Annotated in this window: 23 protein-coding genes; 5 read left to right on the forward strand and 18 right to left on the reverse strand. The window is 34.6% G+C overall.

The genetic code is table 11. The features are described 5' to 3' along the window. The first annotated feature begins 94 nt into the window (after nt 1–94). Nucleotides 95–934 carry a mechanosensitive ion channel family protein gene (locus I5818_RS16660; protein ID WP_065107207.1) on the forward strand — a complete coding sequence of 280 codons (840 nt, stop codon included), beginning with the start codon at nt 95–97 and terminating at the stop codon, nt 932–934. 72 nt (nt 935–1,006) lie between these two features. Here the strand turns inward: I5818_RS16660 and mraY are convergent, their stop codons facing one another. The 13 genes from mraY to I5818_RS16725 all read right to left on the reverse strand — a co-directional run bounded on the left by mraY (nt 1,007) and on the right by I5818_RS16725 (nt 18,097). Continuing rightward, entirely contained in the window at nt 1,007–1,957 is a 951-nt protein-coding gene (gene mraY / locus I5818_RS16665; protein WP_139254918.1) for a phospho-N-acetylmuramoyl-pentapeptide-transferase, read from the reverse strand. A 109-nt stretch (nt 1,958–2,066) separates the two neighbouring features. Beyond that, complete coding sequence (locus I5818_RS16670; RefSeq protein WP_071976586.1) at nt 2,067–4,829, reverse strand: VWA domain-containing protein; 2,763 nt, start codon at nt 4,827–4,829, stop codon at nt 2,067–2,069. Continuing rightward, nucleotides 4,813–6,588, reverse strand: coding sequence for a vWA domain-containing protein (locus I5818_RS16675; RefSeq protein WP_071976585.1), 1,776 nt, complete (start codon nt 6,586–6,588; stop codon nt 4,813–4,815). Before I5818_RS16675 ends, I5818_RS16670 begins: the two co-directional genes overlap by 17 nt. Nucleotides 6,589–6,599: 11 nt before the next feature. After that, nucleotides 6,600–7,469, reverse strand: a complete 870-nt coding sequence (locus tag I5818_RS16680) for a DUF58 domain-containing protein (protein ID WP_058002479.1) — start codon at nt 7,467–7,469, stop codon at nt 6,600–6,602. Beyond that, the gene (locus tag I5818_RS16685; protein ID WP_058002478.1) at nt 7,466–8,473 is read right to left on the reverse strand and encodes an AAA family ATPase; all 1,008 of its coding nucleotides are present in this window, start codon (nt 8,471–8,473) and stop codon (nt 7,466–7,468) included. Before I5818_RS16685 ends, I5818_RS16680 begins: the two co-directional genes overlap by 4 nt. A gap of 14 nt (nt 8,474–8,487) precedes the next feature. Further along, entirely contained in the window at nt 8,488–10,011 is a 1,524-nt protein-coding gene (locus tag I5818_RS16690; protein ID WP_078110967.1) for a DUF8809 domain-containing protein, read from the reverse strand. Nucleotides 10,012–10,021: 10 nt separating this feature from the next. After that, complete coding sequence (locus I5818_RS16695) at nt 10,022–10,873, reverse strand: ABC transporter permease (protein ID WP_071976583.1); 852 nt, start codon at nt 10,871–10,873, stop codon at nt 10,022–10,024. A gap of 2 nt (nt 10,874–10,875) precedes the next feature. Continuing rightward, complete coding sequence (locus I5818_RS16700) at nt 10,876–11,805, reverse strand: ABC transporter ATP-binding protein (protein WP_071976582.1); 930 nt, start codon at nt 11,803–11,805, stop codon at nt 10,876–10,878. After that, nucleotides 11,802–14,204 (reverse strand): DUF8725 domain-containing protein, encoded by a 2,403-nt coding sequence (locus I5818_RS16705; protein ID WP_078110966.1) that lies wholly within the window; start codon nt 14,202–14,204, stop codon nt 11,802–11,804. Before I5818_RS16705 ends, I5818_RS16700 begins: the two co-directional genes overlap by 4 nt. Nucleotides 14,205–14,389: 185 nt before the next feature. Further along, a complete protein-coding gene (locus I5818_RS16710; protein ID WP_071976702.1) occupies nt 14,390–15,169 on the reverse strand; it encodes an ABC transporter ATP-binding protein in 780 nt (259 codons plus the stop codon). Nucleotides 15,170–15,262: 93 nt separating this feature from the next. Further along, nucleotides 15,263–16,381, reverse strand: a complete 1,119-nt coding sequence (locus tag I5818_RS16715) for an N-acetyldiaminopimelate deacetylase (RefSeq protein ID WP_078110965.1) — start codon at nt 16,379–16,381, stop codon at nt 15,263–15,265. A 46-nt stretch (nt 16,382–16,427) separates the two neighbouring features. Continuing rightward, complete coding sequence (dapD, locus tag I5818_RS16720) at nt 16,428–17,135, reverse strand: 2,3,4,5-tetrahydropyridine-2,6-dicarboxylate N-acetyltransferase (protein ID WP_071976579.1); 708 nt, start codon at nt 17,133–17,135, stop codon at nt 16,428–16,430. A 74-nt stretch (nt 17,136–17,209) separates the two neighbouring features. Then, complete coding sequence (locus I5818_RS16725) at nt 17,210–18,097, reverse strand: transcriptional regulator CcpC (RefSeq protein ID WP_058002470.1); 888 nt, start codon at nt 18,095–18,097, stop codon at nt 17,210–17,212. 238 nt (nt 18,098–18,335) lie between these two features. Between I5818_RS16725 and I5818_RS16730 the strand changes: the two genes are divergently transcribed. From I5818_RS16730 to I5818_RS16740, 3 genes are all read left to right on the forward strand, one after another. After that, nucleotides 18,336–18,830, forward strand: a complete 495-nt coding sequence (locus tag I5818_RS16730) for an RNA polymerase sigma factor SigV (protein WP_071976578.1) — start codon at nt 18,336–18,338, stop codon at nt 18,828–18,830. Nucleotides 18,831–18,866: 36 nt separating this feature from the next. Further along, nucleotides 18,867–19,748 carry an anti-sigma-V factor RsiV gene (gene rsiV, locus I5818_RS16735; RefSeq protein ID WP_071976577.1) on the forward strand — a complete coding sequence of 294 codons (882 nt, stop codon included), beginning with the start codon at nt 18,867–18,869 and terminating at the stop codon, nt 19,746–19,748. Between the two features lie 280 nt (nt 19,749–20,028). Next, nucleotides 20,029–21,906 carry an acyltransferase family protein gene (locus tag I5818_RS16740; RefSeq protein WP_078109982.1) on the forward strand — a complete coding sequence of 626 codons (1,878 nt, stop codon included), beginning with the start codon at nt 20,029–20,031 and terminating at the stop codon, nt 21,904–21,906. A gap of 29 nt (nt 21,907–21,935) precedes the next feature. Here I5818_RS16740 and cbpB read toward each other — a convergent pair whose 3' ends face one another. After that, nucleotides 21,936–22,382, reverse strand: coding sequence for a cyclic-di-AMP-binding protein CbpB (cbpB, locus tag I5818_RS16745; protein WP_058002466.1), 447 nt, complete (start codon nt 22,380–22,382; stop codon nt 21,936–21,938). A gap of 309 nt (nt 22,383–22,691) precedes the next feature. Next, on the reverse strand, nt 22,692–22,946 hold the full coding sequence (locus tag I5818_RS16750; protein ID WP_058002465.1) for a YkuJ family protein: 255 nt from the start codon (nt 22,944–22,946) through the stop codon (nt 22,692–22,694). A 284-nt stretch (nt 22,947–23,230) separates the two neighbouring features. Here I5818_RS16750 and I5818_RS16755 point away from each other — a divergent pair, with 284 nt between their 5' ends. Then, nucleotides 23,231–24,187 carry an MBL fold metallo-hydrolase gene (locus I5818_RS16755; RefSeq protein ID WP_058002464.1) on the forward strand — a complete coding sequence of 319 codons (957 nt, stop codon included), beginning with the start codon at nt 23,231–23,233 and terminating at the stop codon, nt 24,185–24,187. 51 nt (nt 24,188–24,238) lie between these two features. Here I5818_RS16755 and I5818_RS16760 read toward each other — a convergent pair whose 3' ends face one another. The 3 genes from I5818_RS16760 to I5818_RS16770 form a co-directional block, all read right to left on the reverse strand. After that, a complete protein-coding gene (locus I5818_RS16760; RefSeq protein ID WP_169846969.1) occupies nt 24,239–24,841 on the reverse strand; it encodes a DUF3993 domain-containing protein in 603 nt (200 codons plus the stop codon). Between the two features lie 182 nt (nt 24,842–25,023). Then, nucleotides 25,024–25,908 (reverse strand): acetamidase/formamidase family protein, encoded by an 885-nt coding sequence (locus I5818_RS16765; protein ID WP_071976575.1) that lies wholly within the window; start codon nt 25,906–25,908, stop codon nt 25,024–25,026. 59 nt (nt 25,909–25,967) lie between these two features. Further along, complete coding sequence (locus I5818_RS16770) at nt 25,968–26,684, reverse strand: DsbA family oxidoreductase (RefSeq protein WP_078111226.1); 717 nt, start codon at nt 26,682–26,684, stop codon at nt 25,968–25,970. Nucleotides 26,685–26,740 lie beyond the last annotated feature (56 nt).

Genomic DNA, 26,740 nt, shown 5'->3' on the forward strand with positions numbered 1-26,740 from the left:
ATTTTCATAAAATACGTTTATCATTTCTAATGAAGGGAATAGAACAAATTGCCTTGTTCAAAAAGAAGCAACCCAAAATGAAAGGATGTAACAAATGGAGCAAATAACGCAAGTGGATCAAATTACTGATAAAATAACCAACTTCGATTGGACAAACTTCTCCATCGATGCAGGATTATTTATTATTAAGATTATTATTATCTATGTTGTTTATAAGATTATTAGAGCAATTGGCATGAAACTCATACATGGAAGTTTTGAAAGATATCAACGCAAAAACAGTGTTTCAGCAGGCAGATCGAAAACATTACAAAATTTAGTGGATAGTATTTTTTCCTATGTTCTTATATTTTTCTTAGTCATTACCTTATTAAAGCAGATAGGCATAGATACAACGGGAATAATAGCTGGGGCAGGTATTGTAGGACTAGCTGTAGGTTTCGGTGCACAGGGACTTGTTAGTGATATTGTTACTGGTTTCTTTTTATTATTAGAAAGACAAGTGGATGTAGATGATTATGTGACAATTGGTAGCTTTTCAGGAGTAGTTGAGCAGGTCGGTTTACGTACAACACAAATTCGTTCTACGGATGGTACATTAATCTATTTACCTAATCGTCAAATTACAACGTTAAGTAATCATACGAGAGGGAATATGCAAGCACTAGTTGATTTTACTGTCGGGAATCAACTTTCCATTGATCAGGCAATGACGGTTATCCAAAGAGAATGTGACAAAATGGCTGAATGCGAAGAAAATATTGTTGAAGGACCAAATGTGCTCGGTGTTCAATCTATTGGGAGTTCAGAGGTTGTTCTTAGGGTAATCGCTAGAACAAAAAATGGCACACAGGCTGAAATCGAAAGAAAGCTTCGTAAAATCATTAAGGAAGCCATTGACGCTGAGCTTAATAAGGTAGAAAGTGAAAATTAATCAGCACGAAATAATAAATGGGGTTGTCTACCAAGGGATTAGTTCCCTTTTTTAGACAACCCCATTTTATTTCTACATTAAAAATTTCCAATACATGATGGAAAGAAAAGTGGATATCCATGACACAAATCCAAATACTGTAACAATAACATTCTCAGACCAACCATATTTTAAACCGAAATGAAAATGGATAGGTGTCATCCGAAAGATTCTTTTTCTTGTCAGTTTATAATATGTAACCTGTAAGATAACGGATAACTGTTCTGCAAAGTATATAATAAAAAGTAAAGGAATTAAGATCTCCACCTTTTCCAGCACTGCAAGAAAAGCAAGGGACCCTCCTATAGCTAAAGAACCAGTATCTCCCATAAATGCCTTTGCCGGATAAATATTATAAATAAGAAAACCTAAAATACAAGCAATCATAATTAATGAAAAAACTTGCACCTCATGCCGTTCTGAAATGAAAAAGAAGAAAAAATAAGTAGGTATGGCAACAATACCAAGAAGTCCATCCATCCCATCCGTGAAATTTATCGCATTAGCAGACCCAACAATAAAAAACATAATCACAAAAAAATAGAGAGCACTCGGTAAAGGAATTGAGAAATTTTGTGTCAAGTGAATCTCAGGATTGATCTGAAAATATTTGACTAGAATAAATAATAATGTCGCTGTAAATAAAAATTGAAATACTAATTTCGTTTTTCCAGAAACGCCGCCTGGATCCTGACGGGACGCTTTCCAATAGTCATCTAAAAAACCGATAAAACTAAACAGCATAAAGGTAGTCGCTAAAAATATCATAAGTGGATTTTGTTTATATAATAATGCAACAAATATTCCCACTAGAAAGATACTCCCAGTCATTAATGGGGTTCCCTTCTTTAACTGATGGTCTGCTGGTAGCTCCTTCCTTATCGGCTGAGTTAATTGTAATTTTTTTAAAATAATAATTAAAAATGGACACAAAACAGTGACACTAACAAAAGAAATAGCTGCTGGAACGAATGAAATAAGCACTACTTTTCCCCCTTAATCAAACAAACATTAAAATAATATGCAGGTTTTAAAGATATGTGCAGGAAATAAGAAAAAGTGAGGAGAAATCAGTAATATAACTGATTCTCCATTATCTTCTTTTTCCTTTTTTTGCATTTAATAATCGCTGCATTCTATCTTCTTGATCGGAACCTTCTGTTTTTGGATAAGGTTTTTCTTCTTTTTTCTCTTTATGTCTTTTTTCCGTTTGCTTCTCCTCTGTTCGTCTATTTAACACTATTTTCGGCTTACTTTTTTGTTTTTTCGTATTGATTAGTGTTTGAATGGGATTTACTGTAGTTTCTTGTTTATCTTTCACATTACGATTTTTCAACTTTATAAGTGGTTGAAATCCGAATCTTCTTAATGCAATTTCAATAAAGAATACTAGAAAAGCTGTTAACAGCAACCATTCAGCAATTGGACGTCTATGATAAGATTCCCCTATAGTTGGTGAAAAAGCAGCTTGTTCATTTTCTAATTCTTTACCATTCACTACCCCTGCCAAATCTTTCAAAAATGGTTGATTTACTTCCTTTAATAAATACTCTTTTGAATATGGAATGGTAAATCCTGTTTGAAAAGCCTGTTCTGTCTCCTCTCCGGTATGCTGTTTAACCATTAAAAAGTACATACCTGGAGTATCCTCCATCTTTAATTCATATTCGCCTGGGGCAACCATTTTAGTTTGGACGTTCATCTCATTCCCCGATTGAGAAACGACTACTGCCTCTAATGGTAAAATGGCTGCTTCATTGGATTTTAATTGAAGCAATGTCTTGCCATTTTCTTCTGTTACCCTCATATCATAAGGAATATTTTCATAGGATGGAAAAGTCTTTGTGACGAGATGACTCCAAAAGTTTGGCCACTCATTCCAGCGTGCCCAATCACCTGCCCATTTTCCGCTAGTATCTGAGGTATAGGCAATTGTTTTTCCAAGCCCATATTGCCATTCTGCTAAAATCGGATCCTCTTTTTCACTTACAACGGAAACTTGAGCAGTTTGTTTAGGTGTCACTGCAATATAGGCATTCATTTGTGGAACCCCATTCTTAAAATGCTTGAGCCAATCTGGATAAGGCTGAATGACTGGATAAAAAGGATTATCCTCTATATAGGTTCTCGATGCCATAACTGTTTCACGTGATAGTATACTAGGGATTACAGTTGAGTCGGTTACGTTATAAAATCGACCTGAACCATATTCAGCTAAGCTTTCTAATAATCGAATATCCGCATCTTGTCCTAAGGCAACCGTTGAGATCGTAATATTTTCTTTTTTCCCTTCCTCAATAAGTGTTTCATAATCCGCATTAGAGGATTGTCCATCTGTTAATAAAATAATATGCTTCCTCTGTAACTTTAATGGCATTAATTCATCATAAGCCATTTTTAATGATGTATAAATCTCCGTACCACCGCCTTCAGTGACAGAACGAATTTTTTTCATTACCTTTTTCTTATCTCTGATCGGTTCGGTCTCAACTATGACCCATGGTCGATCATCAAAGGCAATAAAGCCAAGTGTATCTTCTTCACGCATTAACTCTACTGATCTTGCAGCCGCTTCTTTTGCTAAAGAAAGTTTTTGCCCACTCATACTGCCTGAACGATCCATGACAATCACTAATCCAAGAGTTGGCATTTTTTTCTTCCCTTTAATATCCATCGTTACAGGAAGAAGTTTTTCTATAGGTGTTTTAAAATAGCCCCCCAGACCAAAACTATTCTCTCCTCCTGTCATCACGAAGCCCACGCCAAATTCCTTTACTGCTTTTTCAATAATTTTCATTTGCTTTTCACCAATGGAGGTTGCATCTACATTATCAAAAATTATTGATTGATAAGGTAAGTAACCAGATAATGTGGTTGGTAATTGTTTCGCGGTGAGTAAATCTACCTGAATATTTGAAGACCTCAGGATATTCGATAATTGTTCATTACCTTCACCTTGTACAATTAGAGCCTTTGGTATTCCTTTGACATTCGACACAGCAAATAGTTCATTATTTTCTAAATATGCTTCATCATCAGCAATAATCTCTGCCTTATATACAAACATTCCAGTCTCGTCTACCTCATGTGAAAAAGTAAATTCATTTTCACCTTTATTGACTTCTACCTGTTTTTTCATTATTTCACGATTATTTAAAGAGATTCGAACAGTAGCTGCCTTATTTGTTGTACTATTAGCAATTAGTTTTAACTGGGCTTTTTCCCCTTGGTATAAAGATGCAGGAGCTTTGAATTCTGTCAATGCAACATCACTACCTGATTCACCAGATACATCCACATAATCAAGTTCAATATTTTGATGTTTTAAAAGTTTTGCTGCCTCTATAGCTTTTCCATTCGTTTCATTCCCATCTGAAAACAAGATGATTCTTCCTTTTTGATGATTAGGAATTAAGGCTGAGGCGAGCTGTATTCCTTGCTCAATATTTGTATTATCCCCGCCAACTTGTGTTGAAAATTCTTGTATTGGATCCCCCATTTTTGTTAAAGATTGCTCAACAGCTGCATGATTACCAGTCGATACAATGGCATAGGAATCCATCTTATTCTTACTTTGAACACTTTTATTAATCCATGTTAGAATTTGCTCTTCCGAACCCTTCATACTTGCTGAACGATCTACGAGAAAAATGACATTTTCTCCTTTTATCGGCAATAGCATTTCAGGTAAGGTTAAAGCAAAAATTAAAAGGGAAAAGATGAATGCACGCAATAAAACAATCCATTTCTTTTCTAACGAATTGATTCTATTTGATTTACGGTAAAACAAAATTAAGACAAATATAACGGGAATCATTAATAGAAACAGGATGGGATATTTAACGTCTATGTGCACGACTATAAACCTCCCATTCAATCAATAAAATAATAAAGGCAGCCACTGTTAACCAAAACCAAAGGAATGAATACTTCGTTGCCTTTGTAGATTGACTTACTTGATCCTTCGGCTGATTCATAACAAATGATGGTTCGACCTGCACCGACTGTTCTTCTTCATCCAAAACAACTGAAATATACATGGATTGGTCACCGGCAATAATTTGATAAAGACCCGGTTTTTTCGGGGCTACAAAGCTTTCTTTGTCCAATTGATAAGAGCTTAAAAACTTCCCAGATTCATCAAATACTTTCCAGTCAGAGTTTCCACTTGTAGACATCCATTTCTTTTCACCCGGTAGGAAAAAACCTTTGAAATGTTGTTGTTCAGATAGCCATTGAAAGGATTGATATAAAAAGATTGGAAACCCCGGCTTTAGTGGCCAATCGGAATCTTCAATTGCAAAATCAATACTGACCACACGGTTTCCCATATATTCACCTTTTTCTAACAATGGTAAATCACCACTTCTAGCAAGCGTTTCTAGATAAGGATGGTTTGTCTTTGTTCCCTTTTGAATATAGGTTTGATCAAACTCAACATATTGCAGTAATGGATCATCTATCACAGAGATAGAACGTTTAAGAGCAATTTCCTTCCCTTTTTGTGGATTGAATATAATTAAAGGTGAACGTGGCCATGTTTCTGACGATCTTCCCTCCATTAAAATAATTCCATCCGAACTTTCTTCATTCCAATCCTTTTCCGATATCTGCGTAACAGGGATTCCAATCGTCTGAAAACCTTTAATAACAAACTGATTCACTTCTCCGACCGCATATAGCTTTGAGAGTGATTTTGAATAGACAGCCGTTCTTGTATTATCAATCGGATATATATCATTTGCTACAATTTTAGCTGTATAATAATCTTTTACAACTAGGTCCGGAACCTCAATAATCTTTTGACCATTTGCTGGAATGATTAACTTTTTTGAAAAAAGTGTATCATCGTTATTCTGAATAAAAAATTCTACCTTCTGTTCTCGATTGCTTTGATTTTTAATGACCCCAGCACCAATGATTTTTTCCTTCTTCTTTGTCACTCCAAAGGATAGTAGGGATAGATTATCACCATTTTTTCCGACATTATGAACATGAAGGGGAATCTTATTCTTCATTTTCGGTACAGTATCTTTTGTTACAGCATCAGAAAAAATATGTATAGACGTATGATCTTTTCCTGTCAGCGAATCAGCTAATAGCACCGCCTTATTCATATTACTAGTTTGATAAGATAGCGATAGCTCTTTAATTTTTGATTGGATCAAGTTAAAATTTGTTTCATTTTTCAATTCAATTTTCGCTTCATTTCCAATAGTAATTAAAGTAACATCTTGTCCATTAAGTTGATTGACTAAATTACTTATTTCCTTTTTTGCTAATTGAAATCTCGTTTCTACCCCGTTTCTTGCCGACATAGATGCTGACGTATCGATAATAAAGATGAAATGCTCACCCTCTATCCCTTTTTTCAACCAAAAAGGATTAATAAGGGCAAACATTAAAAGTGTAAGAATCGCCAATTGCAGCCATAATAATAAGTTTTTTTGCAGTTTTTCAATCCATGGGGATGCTTGCCACTCATTCATTACCTGATCCCAAAATAAATTGGATGGGATTATTTTTTTCTCGTATTGTTTTCGAAATAAATAAAAAATAATGACTCCCGCTATAAATATAGTTAATAGAAAATAGATTGGATTCGTTACACCCATTACATATCACCTCATCTAATCCAACCATGGGAAATGCAATCTCGCAGAAGGATTTCATCCACTGTTTTTTCGTCATTTACTAGTAGGTAGCGAAAGCCATATTTATCACATATTTTTTTTAAGTTTTTAAGATGTTCATGTAGACGCTGCTCATATTGGCTTATTATTTTGGGACGCATACTTATATTCAATTCACTAGATGTCTCACTATCAATCAATTTCACATCACCCTGGTAATCCGGCTCTAGTTCTAGCTTATTTAGCATTTGAATAAACCAAACATCGCCATTGAGAAAAGCTAATTTCTTTAGCACTGCCTCATATTTCTCTAATGCTTCTAATCCATCTGTAATAATAATCGTCAGCTGTTTATCTTTCAGCAGTTGTGTATGCAATGATTCTGTAAATGTTAGAGAAGTCGATTCATTTGAAAGATTGATAATGTCAAATAAAGTTGCCTTCGCCTGAACAGCACCTTTCCGTTGAATGACTCGTGGATTACCATTGGCAACAGGAGTGAATGATACTTGATCTTCGTTTGATAATGCGATATAGCTAAGTGTAGCAGCTAGCTGTTTCGCTCGTTCCCATTTGCTAGGGATGATGCTAACCGACTTTGTACAGTCTAAATAGATGGCAGTTTTCACTTCCTGTTCATCCAAGTACCTTTTAATATAGTGCTTTTGAGTGCGACCATAAATATTCCAATCAATTTGTCTCAAATCATCACCTGGTTGGTAAGCACGAAAATCCGAAAATTCTAATGATGAACCAAATTTATGAGATCGTCTTAATCCTTTATGTGCACCACGTTTTCTCGTTTGAACCACTAATGTCGTTTTTCGCAGCCTTCCTAATAGTTCGTTTGAAACGCCGTTCATTTGGATACAACTCCAGCTCTCTGGGCAGCTTCGATACATTCATGTATCAATGCATCTGACTGAACTCCTGCGGCCTCTCCTTCAAAATTAAGCAATAAGCGATGTCTAAGAACAGGATTGGCGACTTGCTTAATATCACCTATTGAGACATGGAAACGTCCCGCGAACAAAGCACGTGCTTTCGCCATTTGAATAAGGCTTTGCAATCCACGAGGACCACTCCCTAATTGAACATACTGATTCACCTTATCCGGCGCATTCTCTGAAAGTGGATGAGTTGCCGTAACGAGATTCACTGCAAAATTAAGAATTTCATCTGAAACAAGAATTTCTTTTACAAGCTTTTGGATAGTTAGAACATCAGAACGCAACATCACCTTATTTAGTGGAGGATTTTCCGTACCTGTTGTTCTTAAAATAATTTCTTTTAACTCTTCCTTTGATGGATATTCGACATTAATTTTACTAATAAATCGATCCATTTGGGCCTCTGGTAGAGGATAGGTTCCTTCCATATCAATTGGATTTTGAGTGGCTAACACAAAGAATGGAGCTTCCAATGTTTTTGTATCTCCAAGTATCGTGATGGTTTTTTCTGCCATCGACTCAAGCAAAGCACTTTGCGTTTTGGGCGTAGCCCGATTAATCTCATCCGCTAAAACGATATGAGAAAATAGCGGTCCACGATGAAAGACAAATTGCTGTTTCCCTACTTCATCTGGTTCAATGATCATTGTTCCCGTAATATCGGAGGGCATGAGATCAGGTGTAAATTGAATCCGCGAAAAGGAAAGATCGATAACCTCTGAAATGGTACGAATCAGCATCGTCTTACCAAGACCGGGAAGACCCTCTAATAATGCGTGACCACCAGCAAATATAGTCCACAGCACTTGGTCAATTACTTCTGATTGACCAACTATGAATGATTGAATTTCTTCTTTCGTTTGCCTGAGCAACTCAGTAGCTTCCTGAAAAATTTCTTCTTTTGTTCTCTCTTGCATCCTTTATCCACCTCTTAATCAGGATCTAACTCGGAAAAATATTGCTTAACGATTGACTCTAGTTCTTTTGGTAATTGAACACGCTCCGTGCTATTTCTAAAAGATTTCTCATATTCCCGAAAAACCTCTTCATAGGATCGTACAGACCCTTTTAATATGGGACTATTCCCAGAAAACTGCTCTTTGCTATTTCCTTGACCAAGTCTTCCAAAGTCGTTCTCTATATTTTTTTTACCTGAAATGTTTTCAGGAATTGTAAGAAAATCTCTGGAACCTTGTCCTTTCCCAGCTCCTAATCCAGTTCCATTTCCTTGGCCTGTTCCAACTCCACCTTGTCCTTGTCCATTTCCTTGTCCCTGGCCTTGACCTCGTCCCTGACCTTGACCTTGTCCCCGGCCTTGACTTTGACCATCGCTGCTACCGTTGTTATCCTCATTAACTAGATTATCAGAGTCCATCTGATTCAAGGGATCGTTGCTAGACAAGGCAATCTGCTCATTAGACAAGATGCCATTTTTCATCATATCTTGTTGTAAACTAAGAGCGATATTTTTTATTGTCTCTTGTGATAAATTGGCGTCATTCAATTGGGCTGCTAATTGGATTGCCATCTTTAACTGCTTTTCTAATTGAGCTAATTGTTCTATTGTTAATTCATTTTGATTTGTCAGCTTCGCTAATGCCTGTTTTTGCTGTTCGGTTAACTGGTCCCAATTGTTTTTTAGTTTTTCTAACTGTTCAGTAATCTTTTTCATCTCTTTTTTATCAATGGCATTTGCTAATTGCTTTAAATTAGCACCGTTAAGCTCATTTCTTAGCTGATTTAATTGTTGCTGTTGTTCTTTTGCCTTTAATTGTTTTAATTCTAGCTGGTTTAATTCCTTAGCTAATTTTTTTAGTGCTTCCTCAGCTTTGTTTTCCTTTTTTACTTCTTGCTTCATTTTTTCCAATTCTTTTTTTACCGTTTTATTTTTTTCCTTTTTCTTTAGTTGATCGATTTTTTTCTCCGTCTTTTTCACAAGCTCGGTTTCTTTTTCTTTTTTATCCGCCAATTCCATCTTTTCATTTGGGAAGACAATAGATAATATCATCCCCCCCAAACAGACTACTACACAAAGGATAATTTGAGGATGGAGCCATTTTTTCTTCCTTTTTAAGATTTTGTTTCTCTTCTCTTTCATTAGCCTAATTGCATCTTTTCGTTGTAGTTGATAGATTTCTCCATCTTCTGCAATAAAAGATAGTGCCGTTTTTACTCGATCTTCAGCAATAAATTCGTCATAAATATTTGCAGCTTGCTTTTTTCTCGGTCGAAATTTAATGAAGAAAATACATACTACGACGAATATACAAAGGCAACCCCCAATTAAATAACGTTCTGGATAAGGAATGACTATCCAGCGTGCGAATAAGAATAAAAGGAATGAGAAGATGCCAATTCCTAATAGGTAAAACTGAATAAAACTTATAATATGTACATACCACAGTTGTCTTTCAACATCCTTCAATAACGAAAATAATTGTTTCTTCTCATTCATCTTATATCACCTATTTTTTCACTTTCATATTAGGTCTAAGCTTACGAATGCTTAAAAATAAACAAAGTAAAACAATGATTGAATAGCAAATGATATGGCTAATCCATAATGGGAAGTCAATGCCTGTAGTTCTGTAAATCTCATCAACAATTTCGGGCATAACAATACCTGCCAATACCATTGGTGCATTAAACATCGCAATAAAATAACCTGCTGGATTGGTTGGTGGAGTTTGCACCGTATAGTTGTGCATTTGGGTCATGCTTAGTACGATCATAAATAAAAAAGCTGTACCTCCTGCTAATAGAAGTGTAACTCCATATGTGGTTACAATTGATACAATGGTTTTCCGGATAATTGTCGAAAAGAATACCCCGATACTCGCAAAGACAATTATTGTAAACACATATAAACCAAATACAGCAAGCAATGTCGCAGGTGCCACTCCACCGAAGAGAAATACCATACTATATAGTGGCAAACTTGCGACAATTAATAAAAGCAAATACAAGAATGATGAAAAAAGTTTGCTTAAAATAATGCTCGTTGAGCTTTGTACAGTTGTTAATAATATATTTAAGGTTTGCTTTTCCCTTTCCCCACTAATCACACCTGCGGTTAAACCAGGTGTGATAAACAGAATAAGTGCTAGCTGTATAAAGGATAGCATGACAAATAATTCCCTACTTTGTTCAGGACGGAAATAACTGCTCCCCCTGAATTCTGTCATCAAAAGTATAAATCCGATGACAATCAATGCTATGGCTAGGAGGTATGCGAATAACCCGATAAATGTTTTCAAAGAGCGAAACCTTAGTTTAAACTCTTTATTCAAAACTGGATTAATAAGAAAGGACTTCAACCTTACTCCACCCCTTTCGTAATTTCCATAAAGACATCTTCTAAATTCGTTTCAAACTCTTTAAAGCTAATAATCTGTATTTCCTGTAAAATTGCATGTCTTAACAACTGTGACTGTTCTTCATCATTCCCATTAAAGAAAAACTGGAAGCTGTATTCATCCTCTAATTTTTCCATTTGAGATACTTTCGGATGGTCTTCAAAAAAGGCAATGGCTAGATCTCGCTGTTGATTAACCTTAACAATAATTATTTTCTCTGCTTGCAATTGCTTTTGTATCTCTGCAACAGATCCATGTGCTACAAGCTTACCATTGTCAATCACACCAATTTCATCACACATCTCAGCTAATTCTGGCAAGATATGCGAAGAAATCAAAATGGTTTTACCCATTGATTTTAATTCCTTTAGAATTTCTCTCATTTCGACTCTTGCTCTTGGGTCTAAGCCTGATGCAGGTTCATCCAAAATAAGCACTTCTGGATCATGGATCAAAGATCTTGCCAAACATAGTCTCTGTTTCATCCCACGTGATAGGACATCGACATAGGAATGCTGTTTATGTGATAAATTAACAAGCTCAAGTAATTGAGGAATTAATTTCTGCCTTGTTTTTGTATCAATTCCGTAGCTTGCACCGTAAAAATCTAAATATTCATCAGCTTTTAAGTGATCATATACACCAAAGAAATCAGGCATATATCCTATTTGTTTGCGAACTTGTTTTGGTTCCTTTGTAATATTAAAGCCATTAATATAGGCAGTCCCTGAAGTAGGAGATAGCAATGTCGCCAAGATTGAAAAAGTGGTCGATTTACCAGCACCATTTTGCCCAACAAAACCGAAAACGCATCCTTTTCCAATTGTTAAATTTAAAGTATCTAATGCAGTAAATGCGCCATATTTTTTAGTCAAATTATGAATTTCAATCATGGACGAACCTCACCTTTCACAGTTAAGTTTGGTAAAAAGACATGTGGGTCGCCTTGACCAAGCTTTAATATTTTTATCTTAAACGTACCATTTCTGTAATATCGATCTATTTGTTTATCAAATACAGTTACTTTATTTTTCTCATCGATTGGTATATATTTTTTTGCAGTAAAATCATACAGTTGATAATCTACAAAATTACTAGGCTCTATTTGTAAAGACAATTGTTGAATTTCTGTTCTGTCAGAAATCAATTGTTTTGGCAAATAATAATTAATCTCATATTCCCCATCTTCTAACATTATTTCATTGCCTCTCCCTACATTTTCTTCATAAATATTTCCTCTAATCACGGATGTTTTCGTTCTAATAGAATTTTGATTCAAAGTAAACGGACCATTGATAATTCCAGTTATTTCAAATGGTTGATAAATGAGAGAAAGATTTCGCATCTTTGCCTTCTTTTTTTCCAACTCTGCTTCAATAACCGGACTTTTGGTTATTCCATAAACGACTGGTAAACTTTCTTTATTCATACGATCTGAAAGAAATCCAGCAATCCACTCTAATCGATCTTTTTTCAATCTAAATATTTCGTCTGTGGTGACATTAGAAGGATATCCGCTCAGATTTCCATTATGAATTGGTGCTAATAAATAGGAATCAAGCATTTTTTCATTAACAGTTAATGTCTGGCCTTTCGACAATTTACCTAATTTATATGTTCGATAACCGGACCATATATACACTTCGTCAAAATCATACGGAAATTGATTTTTAATTTTACCAGTTATTTTCTGATTATTTATAGACAGTTGAACTTGAAATTGTCCTGCTTTCTTGATTTGCGTATACCCTAACAAGGATCGCGTCGACCAATATTCAACCTTATTAAATGTAATCTGATCAGTTTTCAATTTATTTTCAATGACCGCTTGTCTGGATAGGCTTTCTATACTTCCCGCACCATTTCTTACAATTGGACTTCCATTAAATTCACCTTTCGGATAAATAAATGTATAATCACCACTTGTATTTGACATTAGTGATGCTCCATAAATACCGGATAAACCACCATTGCCATCAGCCTCAAGGGATGCCATTTGATTAATTTGCGGCGATGCAATTCTATCCTTTGCACCTGTTAAGAAGATGCCAAGTGAAAAGACTATTGAAATAACAGGAATGAGCCACCATGCATGTTCACGCCTGTCCAACCTGCGTAAAATAATATAAAGAAGTGGAACAATTATGATAAAGTAACCTGCTAGTATTGATAAAATAACTCCTAATGAAAACTGTGAGGATTCAAATAATTCATTGATATCAACAAGTTCATAGGAGAAATTATCATAAAATCCCCTACCATTATTTTGCATGATCGATGGTATATATGAGCTATCTGATTGTGATAACAAACTTCCTAGCCAAGTATGATAGTTTTTCCAAGAAGAAAGTGGTTCATCTCCTAAGGAGAATGCTGTCTGGATTATTTCCCCTTTGCCAATCTGTTTGCGAGCAATCACTGGGGTAGATTCAACCTCTGTCATCACTATTGCTTTTTCATTGATGTTGCCAATAAAAATAGGTAATTGAGTAAAATCCGGATTCTCCTCATTATTCACGGTTAAAAAAGATAGATTCGTAAGCACTCTCTCACTTTTTATACTCATTGGCATATTATCTTTTAATAAACCGAAAGAATCTAAACCTTCTGGTGTGGCACCTGCAATTAGGACTCCACCAGCTTCGATCCAATCATGGAGCGATTTTTGTTGTTTCTCATCTAATTGTGTTAAGGCATATTCATCTACGATGATATAATCCAATAAATCTAACCCAAGCGAATCAGTAGGAATAAGCTTCTTCGAAAGTGGATATACTTCAACATTTCCTGCTGTAGCGGGAATCGACTTTAATTCTTTTAACCGATCAGGATTTTCACTTAAGATTCCAACCGATTTTTCATCCTGTTGGATAAATTTTGGGCTAAAGGTTCTTTTTCCACTCACCTTTACTTCATTGTCTTCTCGCCAATCTCCTTTATATAGATGAACGATCGGATTTCTTGTCAGTTCATAGCCAATATCCTCTGAAAGTCCGGGTAAAGCAACCGTATACTTCTTTGTTGTCCCAGCAGGTAATTCAACATGGATTGCTTTCATACCACCTGCATTATAGGAAGGAGCAAAGTTAACTAGAAGAGAGCCGCTAAAATCTTCACCATTATTTTTGATCGTGAGAAAGATAGGGAATCCCCTACCACTTTTGATATTTCCATTCAACCCTGCATCTACATCTATTTGTATTGTTTCTTTTGCAAAAACAGGTTTGATTGAAAAAATAGAAAATAAGAAAATGATTGCTAGAACGAATATTGTCTTTTTGGATTGCTTCATTATTTTCCCCCTAATTTTTCTTCTCTTTTTAGACGTTTATCAAACAAAAAGGTTTTCACTTTTTTTTCAATTTGAAATATTCATCTCTTATTCAATATTATTTTACATTAAATTCTGTATAATGAAATATTTCCCACAAAAAAATCTTAAATCGTGAATGATTTAAGATTTTTAACAATTAATCTCTATTTTGTTTTGACCGTTTCTCCTAAGGAAAGCCAAGATCTATTCTCCTTTTGATCAACAGTTATTGGTACTTGAAAAAATTCAGATAAATTTTGAGCATTTAATAGAGTTTTCGTGGCACCTGATTGAAAGATCTCACCATTTTTTAACAATATCATCTTTTCGAAGCATGGAAGAACTTCCTCGACATGATGAGTTACATAAATTAATGTTGGTCCATCTGGCTGTTTCGCTAAACGTTCAATGGTTTGTAAAAAATGCTCTCTTGATATAATATCTAAACCCGTACACGGTTCATCAAGAATTAATAGTTTAGGAGACGCCATCATCGCCCTAGCAATCAAAATGCGTTGCCGCTCACCTTGTGATAAGGTTTCATATCTTCGCATCGTTAAATGATCACAATTAAATAATGATAGTAATTGAAGTGCCTGATCTTTATCTTTTTTATTTGCATTTTCATACAAACCAATACTAGCAAACTTTCCACTTAGTACAATATCCTCAACAATCTCGTGATCAGGTATTTTTTGCTGTAAAGAAGAACTGACCCAGCCGATTGATTTACGGAGTTCGCGAATATCCGTACGACCAAAAGAATGATTTAATACGTGAACCTCCCCCTTTGTCGGCCATATATATCCATTAATCATATTTAAAAGAGTGGTTTTTCCAGAGCCATTAAGACCTAATAGACACCAATGTTCCCCTTCATTCACTTCCCATGAAAATTCCTTCAAAATCCACTTCTCTTCCCGTTTCCACGAAACATTCTTCATATTAATGATCACTGCATACACTCCTTACAACTCAAAATTATTCAAATAATTAGACTATTCAATGTATACTGTAACACTTTAAAGCAGTGGGGGTCAGACCCCCACTAAATAATCTGTTAATACAGAAATGGCAAAGTCTATGGCGTCTTCATTTGGTTCTAGTTTGGCGTGGTGTAGGCCATAGGGGGAGTCTACTCCTAGCCAGAACATAAATCCAGGAATTTCTTTTAGCATGTAACCAAAGTCTTCTCCTGTCATGGCTTCTTTGCATACATATAAACTTACATTTTGGTTTTTTTCCAAGTACTTCATAAAGGCTTTCGTTGGTTGTTCGTGATTATACACTTGATGATACATGGAACCATAGTCTATTTTCACTTCGCATTCGAACCCATTTTCGATGCCTTTAACTAATGCCTCAATTCTTTTCTTTACTTTTTGCATTGACTCAACAGATAATGTACGAATTGTTCCTTCTAATCTTGCGGTTTCAGCAATTATATTTTGGACCGTTCCTCCGGTTATTTTACCAATGGTAATAACAGCACTATCCAGTGGATCAACATTCCGTGAAATGATGGATTGAAGTTGTGTGACCAAATAAGAAGCAGCTACGACCATATCATTCGTTTGATGAGGATACGCAGCATGTCCTCCCTTACCCTTCAGATCAATAAACAATTCAGACGTGTTCGCAAATAATAAGCCCTCTTTTATCGCAATCGTTCCGACTGGATATTCTGGCGCAATATGCAAGGCAAGAATTAGATCTGGCCTCCACGCCTGAAATTCCACGCTTTTTAACATCGGTTCTGCCCCACCTGGACCTTCCTCGGCAGGTTGAAAAATAAACAGCATATCATCTTTAATTGGATGCTCTACTATATGTGTTAAAACCCCCAGTGCAATACTCATATGAAAATCATGTCCACATGCATGCATTCTTCCTTCATGTTCTGATGAAAAAGGAAGATTGGTTTGCTCCTCAATCGGAAGTCCATCGATATCAGTTCTATAGCCAATAGTTTTAGTGGGAGCTGTTCCAAGCACTTTCACAAAAAGACCAGTGCGCCATGTACGAATTTCATAACGATCTTTTGGCAGTGATTCAATATATTTTAGGAGATAGTTTTGTGTTTTTACTTCTTGAAATCCTAGTTCAGGTATTTTATGTAAATCACGTCTGATTTTTATAAATGGACTTTGACTCATATAAGATTCCCCTTTACAAAAAGCCTGGCAGCTGCCAGGCTTTATCTTATAAATTACGAAGTTCTTGCTTAATTTCGATTTTTGATTTTGTTTTTTCATCAATATCCTTTAATTTTTTCGCTGGTACACCTGCAACTAAAGTATTCGGTGGTACATCATTCACTACGATCGCTCCTGCAGCAACAACAGAACCTTTACCAACCGTTACACCTTCCAAAATAACCGCATTCGCCCCAATAAGAACATCATCTTCAATAATAACAGGTTTGGCAGAAGGTGGCTCAATGACACCAGCTAAAACAGCACCTGCACCAACATGGCAATTCTTTCCTACTGTCGCACGTCCACCTAAGACAGCATTCATATCAATCATTGTACCTTCGCCAATAACTGCACCGATATTAATTACTGCACCCATCATAATAACAGCGTTATTACCAATTTCAACCTGATCACGTATAATTGCACCTGGTTCAATACGTGCATTAATATGTTTCATATCTAGCAAAGGAATAGCAGAATTACGACGATCATTTTCAACGACATAATCTACAATATTTTCTTTATTTGCTTCAATAACAGCTGAAATTTCAGACCATTCTCCAAAAACAACCCCGCTATTTTCGTTAATAAAAGTTTGGATCTTACTTCCGAAATCAACTTTCTTTAGCTCACCTTTTATATAAACCTTTACAGGTGTCGTCTTTTTACTATTTGAAATAAAAGAAATAATTTCATTTGCATCCATCAGCATTAATCCCCCTACTAATTTTTAATATGTATGAAAATTACTTTAACAAACTAAATCAATATAAACAAGAAATATGTCTAAAAAGTATGTGGCTGAGTTTCTAAAAATTCATTGACGATCTCAACAAAAGCCTGAACCTGACCTAGTTCAAAGGCAGATTCATATCCTAATAACCATGTATCCCTTTTCAGACGTTGATCATGATCTCCTTTCAGAGGAATCTTATACATATTATTTGCAGATTCAGTTAATGTAATCGCAGGTAATATCGCATAACCGATTCCATTAAAAGTCATTTGCTTACATGTTTCAATTTGATCAACCACAATCGTATTCTTAGGCGTTGTTTGAAATTGACGATGCCACCAATCTTGAATTTCTTGGTAATAATTTGAATCACTTTTAAACTGTATAAATGGGCGGTCTGTCTTTAATACATCCTCGACATGCTGAATCTCTTTATCAACTAAATACAGTGTATCCTCGAATAAATGGAGTTTCGGTCCCTTCCAATCCGTAGACCCACGAAGAATTCCTATATGAACCTCATCATCATATAGAGATTTTAAAATCTCACTACTCCACCCAGTAATTAATGATATTTTTGCATGGGGATATTTTTCAACAAACTTCTTAAGTACCTTAGGAAGCCAGTTCTGACCAACGATAGACGCACATGCAATCTTTAATGTACCATGAACCTTTGACTCGAGAGATTGTATACTTTCCTTCACCTTTTCCTCTCGTTCTAATACATCATTTGCAAAGCGAATAATGAGCTCCCCTGAGGGTGTTAGTGTTAATCCCTTCTGTGTTCGAATAAATAATTTTGTTCCCCATTGCTTTTCAATATTTTGCAGCCTTTGAGACAATGCAGGTTGTGAAACAAAAAGACGTTCAGCAGCCTTCCTCATATTCATTTCTTGTGCCAGAACTGAAAGTAATTGGAATTCATTCGTTGACATGTACATACTCCTATAAGTTTTACTTATATTATATCTTAAAATAGTAGAAATTTCATGATTACTCTCTATCAAAATTAAATGGACTTTTGGTTCTATTTTCCAAAATTTATTTCAAACTTTTTCTTCTTTCTATACGTCTATTTAACGTAACACCAAAAAGATACCGTATCAAAGAAAAAGTCAAGGTGCTTTTGGAGGCGCCGAAGCAGCACATTGTAGAAAAAGGAGCTCTTTTTTCATGAAGAAAAGCAAGGCAATTGACCAATTAACACAATTCATCATTGAAAATAAGGAAGATTTTTATCGGCTAGCCTATAGCTATGTAAAAAATTCTGAAGATGCCTTAGATATCGTTCAGGAATCAATAAAAAAAGCATTAATAGCAAAAGATTTTTTAAAGGAATCCCAGTCTATAAAAAGTTGGTTCTATAAAATTGTTGTCAATACATCTTTAGATTTTTTAAGAAAAACAAAAAAAATCTCCTTAGTTGATGAGGAAACATTAGATTTCTTAAGTACCGGGAGAGAGGATAGTTATCAAAACATTGATTTAAAAAGATCACTTGAAGATCTCCCAATAAAATATCAGAGTGTCATTATCCTTCGATATTTTGAAGATTTAAAAATAGATGAGATTGCTGAAATACTTCACATAAATGTAAGTACAGTGAAAACTCGTCTATACAAAGCACTTGAAATTTTAAGGATTAAAATGAAAGACGAAAGAATTTAAAGTAGAGACTATCTCAATTATACCGGAGGCAATAAAATGGATAAAAGATTAGAAGAATTAAAAAATGAATATAAAAATACACCAATTCCTAAAGAGCTCGATGAAGTCGTAAATAAAGCTTTACAACACAAAAACAAAAAGCCATTCCGTTATCACTGGCTTGTTGGAGCAGCTGCAGCCGCAATCATTTTTACTGCAAGTGTTAATATTAGTCCAACGTTTGCAAAAAACTTATCCAAGGTCCCAGTTTTAGGTTCAGTTGTAGAGGTGATCACCTTCAAAGAAATAAATGTGGATGACGAAAATTACAATGCTCACTTAAAAGTTCCTAAAGTAAATAACCTTAACAATAAAAAATTAGAAAATAGTCTTAACAAAAAATATATAGCAGAAAATCAAAAACTATATAATGATTTTACAAAAGAAGTAGAAAATCTTAAGAAAAAAGGTGGCGGCCATTTAGGTGTAGACTCTGGATACGAGGTTAAAACAGATGATGATAAAATCCTATCAATTGAACGCTATGTTGTTAATACACAAGCATCATCATCGACAACCGTTCAATATGATACCGTTGATAAGGAAAAGCAAATCTTGCTAACACTTCCAATACTATTTAAAGATCATGACTATATTAAAGTGATTAGTGAAAATATTAAGAATCAAATGCGGGACCAAATGAAAAAGGATCCAAATAAAATTTATTGGGTTGATAATGCAGGTATCGAAGACCTTGACCTAACGGAAGCCTTTAATCAGATTTCAGCAAATCAAAGCTTTTACATTAATAAAGATCATAAATTAGTCATTACTTTTAATGAATATGAAGTTGCACCTGGATACATGGGCACTGTGGAGTTCATTATTCCAACAAAGGTCATTTCTAATGAACTAGTAGGTCATGATTATATTAAATAAATTCATTAGCTTTGATCAAAAAAGAACAAATAATTTTCGAAAATGACCTTTTGGGGATAGAAAAACTATTCTCGATTCATGTAAAATAGGTTTTGCACAAATAAACACCATTTGAGGCTGTTTAATATAAGGGGAGCCTTTATTAAACAGCCCTACATATATTAAATTTTTAATGGGAGTAACCAACATATTGCTTAATTAGTAGAAAGGGATAAACATCTATGTACCACATCATTATACTAAAGAACAAATATTCCTATAAGTTTTGGGGGCGGATTGCATGATTCAATCTGCAACACCAAAAAGAAGATATATTCTAGGTCTGGACGGACTTCGCGCATTAGCGGTACTTTCCGTCATTTTCTATCATCTAGGCTTTAAATGGGCTAGTGGTGGATTTTTAGGAGTTGTCGTTTTCTTCGTCCTCTCAGGTTATTTAATAACCGATCTCCTCGTTGAAGAATGGGACCGACATCAACACATTCACTTGAAAAAGTTTTGGCTAAAAAGGGCTAAACGTCTTCTACCAGCTATTTTCCTGTTACTGTTAATTTTAATTGGTTGGGTAAGTCTTTTTGACCGATCCTTTCTTCACTCATTGAGAGAGGATTGTCTTGCAGCATTATTTTATTTTAGTAATTGGTGGTATATATTTCACAACCAATCCTATTTTGATAGTTTTGCAAATCCATCACTTCTCAATCATTTTTGGTCACTTGCTGTAGAAGAGCAGTTTTATCTAGTTTGGCCGTTATTACTAATGCTTGGATTTCGTTTCATTCCGAGACGACTCCTTTTCCTATTGATTGTTATTATTGCAACAATATCTGCAATAGCAATGGGGGTCTTGTATCAACCTGGCTTGGATCCAAGTCGAGTCTATTATGGTACCGATACCCGTGCTTTTTCACTTTTAATTGGAGCGGCACTAGCATTATATTGGCCTAGTCAGAAGCTTGCTTTTGACATTCCAAAAGGATTAAAATATTTCCTTAACACTATTGGAGCAGTAGCACTACTAGTAATTCTATTCATGCTTTGGAGGACCAATCAATATGAAAGCTTCCTCTATCGTGGTGGTATGGTTCTTGTTTCTCTTATTACTGCCATACTCGTTGCGGTATTAGTGCATCCTGCTAATAGTATTAGTAAACTTTTTAGTATTAAACCATTGCAATGGTTAGGGGTACGCTCTTATGGGATATATTTATGGCATTATCCTATTATTACTTTAACTACACCTTCAGTGAATACCAATGGAATATCACTAATTAGAGTATTAATTCAACTAGTACTCATTATAGGTCTATCAGCGTTATCCTATAAATATATAGAAAATCCGATTCGACGTCATGGATTTTCAAACTCATTTAAGATGATGAAAAATTGGTTTGAGGATCATCACATCTCCTTTGCTCGTGTTGCAACATTAGCTGGGGCCATTCTCATATTAATGATTTCCTTAGTCGTTGTATCAAATGATCCTTCAGCAAGTGGTAATAAAAAAGAATACTCTAAAGCAGCCATGAAAGAATATGACCCAAAAGAACCTATTAAACAAATAAAAAATAAACCTAGTGAAAAAAATGAAAAACAACAACATCAAGACGTTGAGAGTGAAAATAGTAAAGAAACAACTAGTAGCAAGACTGAAAATACAAAAGAGGAAAAACAAACTGTTACTAATCTGAAAGATATCCATACGACAGCTATTGGAGATTCTATACTACTTGATGTAGCTCCATTTTTAAAAGATAAAATTCCTTCAATGACTGTTGATGCTGAGGTTGGAAGGCAAATGTACCAAGCTATTCGTATTGTTGAACACATGGTAAAAAACGGAAGTTTAGGTGATACGGTAATTATCGAGCAAGGGACAAATGGGGCATTTACAAAAGATCAGCTTGAATCCATGATTCAAACAATCGGAAACGATAAACAGATCATTTTAGTTAACACCCGGGTCCCACGTCCTTGGGAATCAGTAGTGAATTCAACCTTAAAAGAAGTTGCTCCTAAATATTCGAATGTCACATTAGTAGATTGGTATACAGCAAGTAAAGGGCATAATGAGTATTTTGCTCCAGATGGAGTCCATTTAAATAAATCAGGCTCTCAAGCATATGCTAACCTCGTACTTAATAAGATAAAAAAATAAGCCCCACTATGGAGCTTATTTTTTTGTTCTTATAAATGATTTAATTTTTGTACATGTTTTTTTAATTCTTTTAATAACGATCTTCTAGTGAAAATTCCTGCAAAATAGCCCTCTTGATCTTCGACACATAAAAACGGATGGTCTATCAGTAGACCTAAAGCTTTTTCAAAATGATCATCAATTTTTAATCTTGGAATTTTTACTGTCATAACATCTTCTACTTTTTTTTCACTTAATTTTTCAAATTCAATTCGTTCTAAGCCTAAAATAGATTCAGTAATTAAAGATGAACTAATGAGTCCATGTAGTTTGTATTTTGCATCTAATACTGGTATAGCTGAATAGCCGCTTTTAGTAAGTACTAATAGTGCATGTTCTAAACTATTTCCAACTTGAACATGTGCAACTTTTTCTGAAGGAATCACGAAATCCATGATTTTCGGTTCTAAAAATTCATTACTTTGTAAGGAAATCATTGTAAAACTCCCTTGTTATGTTTTAAGGTTTCCCTCCCTTATTTTATCATAATAACATCAACTTTGAACGAATTAACATTTTAATTATTGGCTCTTTTTTCAAACATTGTTACAATTCAAGTTAAGTTTCACCAAAAATCCATCTGAAAAAGACAGCTACATCTTTCAATTCACTAAAAAAGAGCTGCAAACTCATAAGAACCGCAAAATCCTTTTTGGCTTTTATAAAAGCAACAAACTATACCAAAAACAGCCAAATATTCTACAGCTATTTTTTAGATAAAAAAATAAAGAGCCTTTAATTAGGCTCTAGGATGGGTTCTTCTCTTCTTGTACTAAATCAAAAATTTCTATAGCGGTAATATCAATATCATCAAATTGATATTTGTTTACTTTTTTATCTTCATCATATTCCTCTAATTCAAAGGTATCTGTCGCTGGAAAAAACTTTACTTGACATAATGTTTTTCCATTTACCTCAAATCTGCGTTGTTGTATCTCACCTGTATCCTTTGCATCCTGCATCGCTTTTAATCTTTGGATAATTCCTAATAGTTGAGACATAGTAAACTCCTTTCTGTTTAACACCATCACCAATTAAGTCACCGGTTTATCATAACCTATACGAGTGACGATTACCACCCTTAATACTTACGAAAAAACAATTTTTATTTTGCCATTATTATGGCTATTTGATTATACTGTCATGTTTATCATTTATTATTTATTATAACTTATATTCTTATCATTCCCGAAACTAAAATTCTAACTACTAATTTCTTTATTCTCCAATAAACAAGGGGTAAAATTAAATATATACATATATAAACTATTTGAGGAGGAATAAAATGAGCATAATCGATGTTAATGAACGGATTAAACTAATTGATTTATTCGATCTTGGTATGAGTGAGAGAACTGGTTCATTTGTAATTCTTGAAGACTCAATAACGTTAATTGAAACCTCCGCTAGTCCGTCCATTCCATATTTAAAGCAAGGCTTAAAAGAATTGAATATTGAGCTTGATCAAATAAAATTTATTATTCTAACACATATACATCTTGACCATGGAGGTGGTGTGGGACTATTCCTACAGGATTGTCCAAATGCAAAAGTTGTGGTTCATCCAAAGGCCGCGAAGCACCTGGCTGATCCAAGTAAATTAGAAATGGGTGCAAGGGCTGTATATGGGAATCAATTTGATCAACTTTTTAAGCCTATACTACCTGTTCCAAAAGAAAGGATAATGGTCAAAAATGATGGTGAAACACTGCAAATTGGCAAAAACACTTGTTTGACATTTTATGATACTCCTGGTCATGCCAGACATCATTTCAGCATTTACGACCCTGTATCAAATGGAATGTTTACAGGTGATACCGCAGGGATTTATTATTGGATGTTAAAAGAACTTGGCATTGATCTTTATTTACCAACAACTTCACCAAATCAGTTTAACCCAACAGAAATGTTACATTCGATTAAGCTTTACCGTGAAAAATCACTCAATTATCTTTATTTCGGTCATTTTGGTTATACAAAACAAGTTGAATTTGCTTTGAATGAGGTAGAAAGATGGATAGAATTCTTTGTTGATTGTGGACGAAAGGGTTACTTCTATAGTGAGATGGACGAAGAAAGAATAGAATATACTTATATAAGACTCAAAGAAGGCATTATAAATGAGTTATTTAAACAACAAGTGCCGAAAGAACACAAAATTTTCAAAGTAATTGATCTTGATTTGAAAGTTTGCTCCATGGGATTAATTGATTATTGGAAAAAAGAAGTCACAAATAGATAGTAACCTTCAATTTAAAAGGAAGGTGAACCATCTTATGGCCACCTTCCTTTATTATATAATAGGGTGAAAGCTACTATTGAATAAATGTTTCCATCCTAAGAAAAAAGGATTCTCAGCAAGCAAAGCTACTGTATTCTTATTAAATCCAGTTTTATCTGATTCATTCATTTTCTTTAATAGTTCAATCGGTAGATCATAAAGGACATTTTCCACCTTCCACCTCCCATCTTCATTAACCAAACAAACACCTTGATATTCAGATGTATATAGAACTGGCCCCTCATTACCTAAGTTACGTTTTTCTAAAACATAATATTTATTATTATAATGGACGACTTTCGTATATTGATCATAAGAAAAAAAAGGAATATAATATCGTGCAAAATCGGTTCCAAACGTTTGATACCCATAATTGGTTTTTACTAAATTTTCTTTAAGGAACTTTTGCATAAATGAACTTGTAAAATAGGGAATTAACATTTCATGAATTTCCTTCAAATCCCGCTCTTTTTCACTTAATTTAACTTGTGCATCCAAAGACTTTTTAACTATTTCTTTAATCGCTGAATCCGTCCCCCCCATTGTTGATGCGTGAGATGCTTGTCCAAATGTCAGAAAAAGCATAATGGAAAAAATGGTAGCCATAATCCGCATATTCATCCTCCTCTGTTTGCTTTTTTTCTTCTCCCATTGTAACAACAGAAATTTGTCGATATGAAAGAAACCGTTCGTATTTTTAATACAATTACTGACATACTTTACTATTTTCTTTACCCTATTTTTCATAATAAAAAACGGAGCTGTCTGAAAATATTCAAACAGCTCCGTCATATCAATTAGAATAGGTTAGAAATAATCCCTTTTGGAACAACTACACGCACAGTGATTAATGGGTTAACAATTTGACTAATTTGCAGATCACATACTGCACTCAATAATCGATAGGAATCATTAAAAGATAAGGCTAGCTTTTTCTTAAATAAATGGACAACTGCCTCCATACCTTTATTAGACGCTTCCTCAAAAGTTTTCGCTGATGAAATAAACATAAATGAATCGGTTGTTTCAACAATAGGCATAGGAATGCTTAGATTGCTTTTTGATAAGCTCATCGTCACTTTCCCACCAATCTCTATACCAGAGCCATTTAATTCACCATCACCCATTGAAGCATGTAAATCACCTAATGCCAACAGGCCACCATCATGAAAAACAGGTAGGTATAATTTATTTCCGGTCGTAATCTGTTTTGTATCCATATTACCACCATGATCCCCAGGTGATTCACTGAAAACTTCTCCTTCTAAAGGAGCTACCCCAATTACACCAATCATTGGCTTTACAGGAAGAGCAATCTCTTCATTAAATTCTACCTTTCCAGAACTTACATGAAATATTCTTGTATCTGCTTGTTTAACTAAGTCACCAAGGGGACCCATTCCAGGATATAGAACCATAACTCCATATTCATCTAATTGAATATCCAGAATATCAATACAAAGAGTTTCACCTTTTTGTAAATCATTGATATAAATGGGACCTGTAGCTGGATTGATATAGTCTATATTTATTTCTGTACGTAATTGATCTGGACTCGTTATTGCTCCACCGTAACAATCGTTTGTTTCAACTTGAAAAATTTCTCCCATATTGACTGAATATGAAGGTTTGTGTTTGGCAGAAAAACTGGTTATCACATTCTCTTTATTAAATATTCTCAATCATACCCCTACCTTTTTATCCGTTTTCCTATTCATTGTTAAAACGAAGAACAAGAATACTATTCTTCAGATATTTCACAGCCTTCATCCGTACAATATTCACTCTTTGATGTATTAATTATTTTTAATGATTTTTTCTCATTTTCTTCTTCCCATACCATATTTAAGGCGTTAATAAAAGTTTCAGTTGGTTGGGCACCTGAAATGGCATATTTTTGATTTAGTACAAAAAAAGGAACACCAGTTATCCCAATTTGCTTGGCTTCCGCTTCATCTTGACGTACCAACTGACCATATTCTGAGCCCTTGAGTACATTTAATGTACGTTCACGATCCAAACCAATTTCTTCAGCAAGGTCCGCCAATATTTCAATATCACTAATCTTTTTTGAATCGGTAAAATACGCCTTAAGCAGTCTTTCATTCATTTCTTGTGCCTTACCATGTTCCTCAGCAAATTTAGCTAAACGATGGGCATCAAAGGAATTAGTTGGTATCATCGTATCGAATTGATAAGTTAATCCTACATCTTTTGCTTGCTGACCTACATTCTCATTCATTTGTTTTGCTTGTTCAATAGACATGCCATATTTTTTAGCAAGAGCCTCATGTATATTTAGATCATTATCATTTTTGGTATTTGGATCCAATTCAAAGCTTCGAAAAACCAGATCAATCTGTTCTTTGTGAGGAAATTCTTGAATCGCCTCCTCTAAGCGTCGCTTCCCAATATAACAAAACGGACATACATAATCAGACCAAATTTCAATTTTCATTAATAAAACATCTCCTATCACTTTCATAGTACATGTGTATGAAAGAAACCTAACTA

Source organism: Heyndrickxia oleronia, from assembly GCF_017809215.1.
GTDB lineage: Bacteria > Bacillota > Bacilli > Bacillales > Bacillaceae_C > Heyndrickxia > Heyndrickxia oleronia.

Excerpts from the sequence above, each read along its gene's own strand:
- I5818_RS16660 (WP_065107207.1), top strand. The coding sequence starts at position 95 with ATGGAGCAAATAACGCAAGTGGATCAAATTACTGATAAAATAACCAAC.
- I5818_RS16675 (WP_071976585.1), bottom strand. The coding sequence starts at position 6,588 with ATGGGTGTAACGAATCCAATCTATTTTCTATTAACTATATTTATAGCG.
- I5818_RS16680 (WP_058002479.1), bottom strand. The coding sequence starts at position 7,469 with ATGAACGGCGTTTCAAACGAACTATTAGGAAGGCTGCGAAAAACGACA.
- I5818_RS16685 (WP_058002478.1), bottom strand. The coding sequence starts at position 8,473 with ATGCAAGAGAGAACAAAAGAAGAAATTTTTCAGGAAGCTACTGAGTTG.
- I5818_RS16690 (WP_078110967.1), bottom strand. The coding sequence starts at position 10,011 with ATGAATGAGAAGAAACAATTATTTTCGTTATTGAAGGATGTTGAAAGA.
- I5818_RS16700 (WP_071976582.1), bottom strand. The coding sequence starts at position 11,805 with ATGATTGAAATTCATAATTTGACTAAAAAATATGGCGCATTTACTGCA.
- I5818_RS16705 (WP_078110966.1), bottom strand. The coding sequence starts at position 14,204 with ATGAAGCAATCCAAAAAGACAATATTCGTTCTAGCAATCATTTTCTTA.
- I5818_RS16710 (WP_071976702.1), bottom strand. The coding sequence starts at position 15,169 with ATGAAGAATGTTTCGTGGAAACGGGAAGAGAAGTGGATTTTGAAGGAA.
- I5818_RS16715 (WP_078110965.1), bottom strand. The coding sequence starts at position 16,381 with ATGAGTCAAAGTCCATTTATAAAAATCAGACGTGATTTACATAAAATA.
- dapD (WP_071976579.1), bottom strand. The coding sequence starts at position 17,135 with ATGCTGATGGATGCAAATGAAATTATTTCTTTTATTTCAAATAGTAAA.
- I5818_RS16725 (WP_058002470.1), bottom strand. The coding sequence starts at position 18,097 with ATGTCAACGAATGAATTCCAATTACTTTCAGTTCTGGCACAAGAAATG.
- I5818_RS16730 (WP_071976578.1), top strand. The coding sequence starts at position 18,336 with ATGAAGAAAAGCAAGGCAATTGACCAATTAACACAATTCATCATTGAA.
- rsiV (WP_071976577.1), top strand. The coding sequence starts at position 18,867 with ATGGATAAAAGATTAGAAGAATTAAAAAATGAATATAAAAATACACCA.
- I5818_RS16740 (WP_078109982.1), top strand. The coding sequence starts at position 20,029 with ATGATTCAATCTGCAACACCAAAAAGAAGATATATTCTAGGTCTGGAC.
- cbpB (WP_058002466.1), bottom strand. The coding sequence starts at position 22,382 with ATGATTTCCTTACAAAGTAATGAATTTTTAGAACCGAAAATCATGGAT.
- I5818_RS16750 (WP_058002465.1), bottom strand. The coding sequence starts at position 22,946 with ATGTCTCAACTATTAGGAATTATCCAAAGATTAAAAGCGATGCAGGAT.
- I5818_RS16755 (WP_058002464.1), top strand. The coding sequence starts at position 23,231 with ATGAGCATAATCGATGTTAATGAACGGATTAAACTAATTGATTTATTC.
- I5818_RS16760 (WP_169846969.1), bottom strand. The coding sequence starts at position 24,841 with ATGCGGATTATGGCTACCATTTTTTCCATTATGCTTTTTCTGACATTT.
- I5818_RS16770 (WP_078111226.1), bottom strand. The coding sequence starts at position 26,684 with ATGAAAATTGAAATTTGGTCTGATTATGTATGTCCGTTTTGTTATATT.